7 protein-coding genes and 1 tRNA gene are annotated in these 6,301 nt (G+C 39.8%); 5 read left to right on the forward strand and 3 right to left on the reverse strand.

Going from position 1 to position 6,301, the window contains the following annotated elements:
• The first annotated feature begins 64 nt into the window (after positions 1-64).
• From ACTB1O_RS08685 to ACTB1O_RS08695, 3 genes are all read left to right on the forward strand, one after another.
• Complete coding sequence (locus tag ACTB1O_RS08685; protein WP_462994740.1) at positions 65-463, forward strand: hypothetical protein; 399 nt, start codon at positions 65-67, stop codon at positions 461-463.
• A gap of 206 nt (positions 464-669) precedes the next feature.
• Positions 670-1,584, forward strand: coding sequence for a DNA adenine methylase (locus tag ACTB1O_RS08690; RefSeq protein ID WP_462994741.1), 915 nt, complete (start codon positions 670-672; stop codon positions 1,582-1,584).
• 97 nt (positions 1,585-1,681) lie between these two features.
• Complete coding sequence (locus ACTB1O_RS08695; protein ID WP_462994742.1) at positions 1,682-2,335, forward strand: DUF3800 domain-containing protein; 654 nt, start codon at positions 1,682-1,684, stop codon at positions 2,333-2,335.
• A gap of 328 nt (positions 2,336-2,663) precedes the next feature.
• Here ACTB1O_RS08695 and ACTB1O_RS08700 read toward each other — a convergent pair whose 3' ends face one another.
• Positions 2,664-3,032 (reverse strand): hypothetical protein, encoded by a 369-nt coding sequence (locus tag ACTB1O_RS08700; RefSeq protein ID WP_462994743.1) that lies wholly within the window; start codon positions 3,030-3,032, stop codon positions 2,664-2,666.
• Between the two features lie 117 nt (positions 3,033-3,149).
• Here ACTB1O_RS08700 and ACTB1O_RS08705 point away from each other — a divergent pair, with 117 nt between their 5' ends.
• Complete coding sequence (locus ACTB1O_RS08705; protein ID WP_462994744.1) at positions 3,150-3,356, forward strand: hypothetical protein; 207 nt, start codon at positions 3,150-3,152, stop codon at positions 3,354-3,356.
• Positions 3,357-3,393: 37 nt separating this feature from the next.
• Here the strand turns inward: ACTB1O_RS08705 and ACTB1O_RS08710 are convergent.
• Both ACTB1O_RS08710 and ACTB1O_RS08715 read right to left on the reverse strand, forming a co-directional pair.
• Positions 3,394-3,477: transfer RNA gene (locus ACTB1O_RS08710), tRNA-Ser, on the reverse strand.
• Between the two features lie 104 nt (positions 3,478-3,581).
• On the reverse strand, positions 3,582-4,568 hold the full coding sequence (locus ACTB1O_RS08715; protein WP_462994745.1) for a M48 family metallopeptidase: 987 nt from the start codon (positions 4,566-4,568) through the stop codon (positions 3,582-3,584).
• Between the two features lie 195 nt (positions 4,569-4,763).
• Here ACTB1O_RS08715 and ilvD point away from each other — a divergent pair.
• Positions 4,764-6,301: dihydroxy-acid dehydratase (ilvD, locus tag ACTB1O_RS08720; RefSeq protein ID WP_462994747.1), on the forward strand; the 1,538-nt coding region annotated here is incomplete at its 3' end.

Genomic DNA, 6,301 nt, shown 5'->3' on the forward strand with positions numbered 1-6,301 from the left:
TACTGGGGGAATATTAGTTTCCACATTTTTTTGCAGCGGGTCAATTTAGGAGATATTTGATAGCATGACAAAATTAAAAGCGATATACTGGGACGACAGGACTCTGTTTTCAAAAGAGAAGCTGGATGAATATATAGTGATTCTTACAGATCTGATTAAAAAATGGGATCCTAAAAAATACAACGGCACAGCTTTTATTCTGATGTCCTATTTTGAGGAGATGAAGAAAGCTCTTGATCTCTTAAGTCAGGAGTTTGGGGATGAGAGGCAGCTTGAAGATATTATTTCCAGAGATGAGATTAATTCATTTGTACCGGTAGCGGAGAATCTGTCCGGATATCCTGTATGGGCGACAGACAGGTGGGGAGTTGCCTTTATGATGGACGATGATGAGACCATGAAGACAATGAATGTTAAGGATATGATCCTGAGTCATTCCGGTGTTTCAGACTATTCAAATTAATTTTTTTATTAACAGTAACTGAAACATAAGTTTCAGGTGTACAGGAATAACTGTAATTCTCTGTCTTTTTCATTATCAGGGCTGTGCCCTCAATTTTGCGTTTATTAAATTTTATTCCGGATAATTTAGCTAATTCTAAATTATTTAGGATTAAACTAAAATATACATAAAAATCCGGACGGATTACAAATTTATGAGATATCATTATGTCTGAGACCAAACCGAGACCTTTTCTTAAGTGGGCAGGCGGAAAGACCCAGTTACTTGAGGAGTTTGAGAGAAGGATTCCAAAGGAGTTAAAGTCAGGTGAGATCTCCACATTTGTTGAGCCTTTTATTGGCGGAGGGGCGTTTTTTTTCCATTTCAACAGTATTTTTTCGTTTGAAGAGTGTCATATCTTTGACATAAATGAAGAGCTGATTTTAGCTTATAGCGTTGTTAAAAGAGATGTTGAGCCATTAATTGAGTGCCTCACCGAAATGACACAGGATTATCTGTCGCGGGATGAGGAGGGAAGAAAAGAGTTCTTTTATTCTGTTCGTCACGAGTTTAACAGAACAAAACCGGATATCAATTTTAAAAATTATAGCAAAAAATGGATTCAGAGAGCATGTCAGCTGATATTTTTGAATAAGACCTGCTTTAACGGACTTTTCCGGGTTAATTCAAAGGGAGAGTTCAATGTACCCTTCGGGCGGTATAAAAATCCGAAGATTGTTTATCCTGATGTTTTAAGAACGGATTCAAAGATTCTTGAGAATACAAAAATACACCTGGGTGACTTTGAAGAGTCGTCCGGTTATATAAACAAAGATTCGTTTGTGTATTTTGATCCCCCGTACAGACCTTTAAGCAGCACTGCTTCATTTACAGGTTATTCAAAAGGCGGTTTTGATGATTCCGAACAGGAAAGGCTTGCGAAATTTTATGAAAAGTGTGATTCGGAGGGGGCGAAGATGATTTTAAGCAACTCTGATCCGAAAAATACAAACGCTGATGACGACTTTTTTGATGATCTTTACTGTAAATTTAAAATTGACAGGGTTTCGGCAAAGAGGAATATTAACTCAGACGGCGGTAAGAGGGGCGAAATCAGGGAGATTGTTGTTACTAATTATTAGTTTTTTTTCAGTCAGAAAATTAAATGATTATTTTTAGATATATTTTGGATAAAAAAAGATTGTGTTATCTATGATGATTTATAAAAATGAATTCTGAGTGAAAATCTATATTGACGAGTCCGGAGATCTTGGATTTGGACCCGGTGCATCTGAATATTTTATAATTGCAGCTCTAATTGTTGGAGATGAACTTTCAATCAGGCGTTGTTTCAAGAACATCCGACGCTGCAAACTCAAAAAGAATATGAAGGACATTCCGGAATTTAAGTATAATAACAGCACTCCTGAGATAAAACGCCGGGTATTTAAGTGCCTTTCAAAATGTGATCTGGAGATTGGTTACATTATCCTGAGAAAGAACTGTGTACAATCACACTTCAAAAATGATATTCAGAAAATTTACAGAGATCTTGTGAGTTTTCTTGTAACAGACATTGTTTCATATTATGAAACTGAAGGGCCGGTTAATATTTTTATTGATAAATCACTCTATGGTATTCAGCGGGAAGATTTTGACTCGAATATAATCTTTAAGATGATAGATAATCCTCAAAATGGTATTGTTGAAAAAGACCTGATTTCAATAAATCATGTTGCATCAGAAAAAGAACCCTGTATTCAGGCAGTTGACTTCATTGCAGGTGCCGTAAATAAGATGCATCGTTCTGATGACGGCGTTCACTACCGGATAATAGAAGATAAAGTAATAATTAAGACTGAACCGTCTGAATATTATAATAAGAAAACGTGAACCCTTCCCTACTTCGTCCCACCCACCTTACGGTGGCCTCATCCTTTTTGGGAAGGTCTTACTCACTGTACTACTATGTGGTACAATCTCGGATATATAATTTTTTATCAAAACAGGATATTTGGGTTATAACTTTTTTATTTAAGCTGATAATTTATTTTTGATATTCTGTATACAGATTTAAGATCGAACAGGTTGCTACAAAACGGATGATAAATTCTGATGCATGTAAGAGGGGCGGGATTAGGGAGATTATTGTTATTAATTATTTAATTGCAATTAAAATCACAGGAAAGAATGGCGTGGATTTCAGAAAATAAGTTGAAAATTATAATTTAATTATTGACAAGTCTATTTTTGGTATGTGTAATTTTAAACCTGATTTTGTAAATTTAAACTGAACTGAATTTGCTGTTGCACAGAATATCTCTATGTGAACTCGCAAAATTGAGCTCTCCAGAAGTTCTCCATATGTTCCTGAAATAAACACTGCCAGTTTTGTAAAAGAATCAATATTCCTATCTGGTTTTGAATAACCGGCTATTGTACTTAATAATTCCAAAATATGATTCAATTTTTTTATAATTTCAATTCTCATCTCAGAATCCTGATAGATATCTAATATTTCACTTGTAATTTTTTGAATTTCCTCTTTTTTATTTACAAGCATCAATCTTTCATTTTCTGAAATCTCCATATTCTAAAATAGCTGTTAATCATTTATATCTCCTTACTCGCGATCAAAAAAATCATTTAATAATCAAAAAAACCAGACCACAGTTTAAATAATCTCAATATATATTAAAAAATAATCATGAAAGAAATTACAAATCTAAGGGAGATGCTCTATCCTGCTGAATGGTGCATCAGATTCTCGGTGATTGCCCTGCTTCTTTTAATCCTGTCAGGGATTTTTCCTGACCAGCCCACAATATACCTCATATATTATGCAGCAGTTGCAGGTGTTTTTTTTGGTCTTCTTCTTCAGTTTACTTATGTCTGGAGCTGGTATAAGAAATAAAAAACGGATTGCGTAAGGCCAGAAATAATTTTAAAAACGCCGGGAAGGAGATTTGAACTCCTGAGGTGCGAACACCAGTGGCTTTCGAGGCCACCGCCTTTCCGGGCTAGACTACCCCGGCACATACAGAAAAATCAAAGACCAGTGGCTTTGATGAAGTTATATATTGTCGATATTTACAGATAATGATAACGCTGACAAAACTTTCGTGCCTGTCCGTTCACTTCATTCGTCTTTTATCAGACCAATACCGTAATAATCGATTTTTTTGCATCTCTTATCTGCATCAGGCATAACTTCTCTTAAAGTGCTGTAAAAATCCTGTTTATGATTCGGCTGATAAAAATGGCACAACTCGTGTGCAACAATAAATTCTATAAGAGAATCAGGGAGCATAGCAAGGAATTCATTGAATATAACGCGGTTTTCTGACGGCATGCATTTCCCCCAGTATGTTTTAAAGTAGCAGATCTCAGTATCCGGGATACGAATGCCGAACAGTTTTGAGTATTTTGGCACGTAAATGTCAATCCTGTTCTGCGTTATTTTGTGAAACAGGGCTGAAATTTCTTTCTCTATCTCGGATTCATCATCCTGCGTATTGTCGGGCATTTTGAGTTTTGGCAGTGTAACTGTAAGAATACCGCCTTTTAATTTCGGTTCGGAGTAATCCCCGGTTCTGATTGTCTTTATTGTGGCAGTCTTTCCTTTGATTAAAATAATTCCGCCGTCCTTAAATTCCAGTTTTTTTACAGGTTTTCTCTCCGCTTCGGTTATTTTTTCGTGGATTACTGATACATTCGCCTTTACAAATGATTCCGCATCCTCCTGTTTTGTTGCGGCCGGCACAATCACTTCAATATTTTTGTCCGCATAAATTTTGATTTTGAAATTTGAGGCCCATTTATCGTATTTTAAAGTGTATTTGTATGTTTTGTTCTCATATGCCACAGAGAGTCCGGAAATTCCTGCCGGGCTGTTTTTTTCAGCGACTGAATACTTCTGTTCAATCCATTTCAGGCTGCTGTTCAGAGCAAAATATATCTCTTCCTTTCCTGTCCCTAAAGGTGCAGTCACTACAAGTTTTGGCCCGTCTCTGATTTCGGGACACACTTTACGGCGGTTTTTAGAGTACTCTACGATAAAAGGGATATTCCTGCTTTTGATTTTTATAAAACCTTCATGCAGTTCATTATCGTCTGTTTTCTTCATATTGTGACAATTCCCGGAATAATATTTTAAGTTCTATAACTATTGGCATTTTTGGGCAATAACTCATGCATCCCACAGCTTTTTTCTGACCTGAAATCTCTCCGGGCATATAGGATATTTAGAACTTCTAATTTTGGACATCTTCTTTTTGCGTTTGTTTTAATACTCCCAAGAGCCTTATTTTCAATGGTTAAGATGCGCAGCGATGAAGCAAAATCAGGATACACAAGGGCGCCAAACAGGTCCCTTATAAGATCGCTTGGAATATCCGATCAGGAGATGAAGAAACCCTTTATAGGGGTTGCAAATTCCTGGAATACCGTTGTTCCCGGGCATATCCATCTGCGTCAGGTTGCAGAAAGGGTGCGTGAGGGGATAGCCGCCGCCGGAGGTGTTCCTTTTGAGTTCAACACAATAGGGGTCTGCGACGGAATTGCAATGGGCCATGAGGGGATGAGATCCTCACTTCCGTCAAGGGAAAACATAGCTGATTCCGTTGAGATTATGATAAATGCTCATCGTTTTGACGCTATTGTCTGCATATGCACATGCGACAAGATTGTGCCCGGCATGCTGATGGCTGCTGCAAGGTGTAATATACCGGCAATTGTTGTGACAGGCGGCAACATGCTCCCCGGATACAGCCGTGGGTGTGAACTCTCCCTGACAGATGTATTTGAGGGTGTGGGTAAGGTCGCTGCCGGTGAGATGACTGAGGAAGAGCTGTTTGAACTTGAATCCGCTGCAATGCCCGGATGCGGGAGCTGTCAGGGGCTTTATACCGCAAATACGATGGCGTGTATGACAGAAGCGATGGGAATGTCGCTTCCCCGCTGTGCTGCAATACCTGCGGTTGAGGCCGAAAAGATGAGGATTGCATACGAGACCGGCGTATCTGTGATGGAGCTTTTAAAAGAGGATATAAAGCCGCGTGATGTAATCACCCTCAAATCCATGAAGAATGCAATCGCTGTTGATATGGCACTCGGAGGCTCGACAAACACTGTTCTTCACCTGATGGCGGTTGCACAGGAGGCGGGAGTGCCCCTGACTCTTGACGACTTCAACAAAATGAGTGATACCGTGCCCCATATCTGTTCGATGCAGCCCGGAGGCCCGCATTCAATGCAGACGCTTCACCGCTCTGGGGGTATTCCTGCTGTATTAAAACAGATTAAAGGACATCTTGAGAACAACATCACGGTGTCGGGCAGAACAATATACGATATCGCAGACAATGCCCCGTATGTAGATGAAAAAGTAATCCGCAGCCCTGAGGATCCGATCCATGAGGCAGGCGGCCTGAAGATTCTAAAAGGCACTCTTGCACCTGACGGCTCTGTTATAAAGTCGGCAGCTGTCATTGATGATATGTGGAGGCACTCGGGCCCTGCAAGAGTGTTTGAAGGGGAATCCGAAGCTATGGATGCGATACTGTCCCGGAATATAAACGAGGGGGACGTTGTTGTAATCCGCTATGAAGGGCCAAAAGGCGGACCGGGAATGCCTGAGATGCTCTCCCCGACATCAGCACTGATGGGGCTTGGCTACAAAAGTGTGGTACTTGTAACTGACGGCAGGTTTTCAGGCGGGACAAGGGGCCCGTGTGTGGGCCATGTTGCACCCGAGGCCGCTGCCGGAGGGCCGATAGGGCTTGTTGAAGAGGGGGATACCATTTCGGTTGATCTCTTTGAGAGAACAATAAATCTGGATGTGGATGAGTCTGTGCTTGC

This window comes from Methanomicrobium sp., from assembly GCF_055145805.1.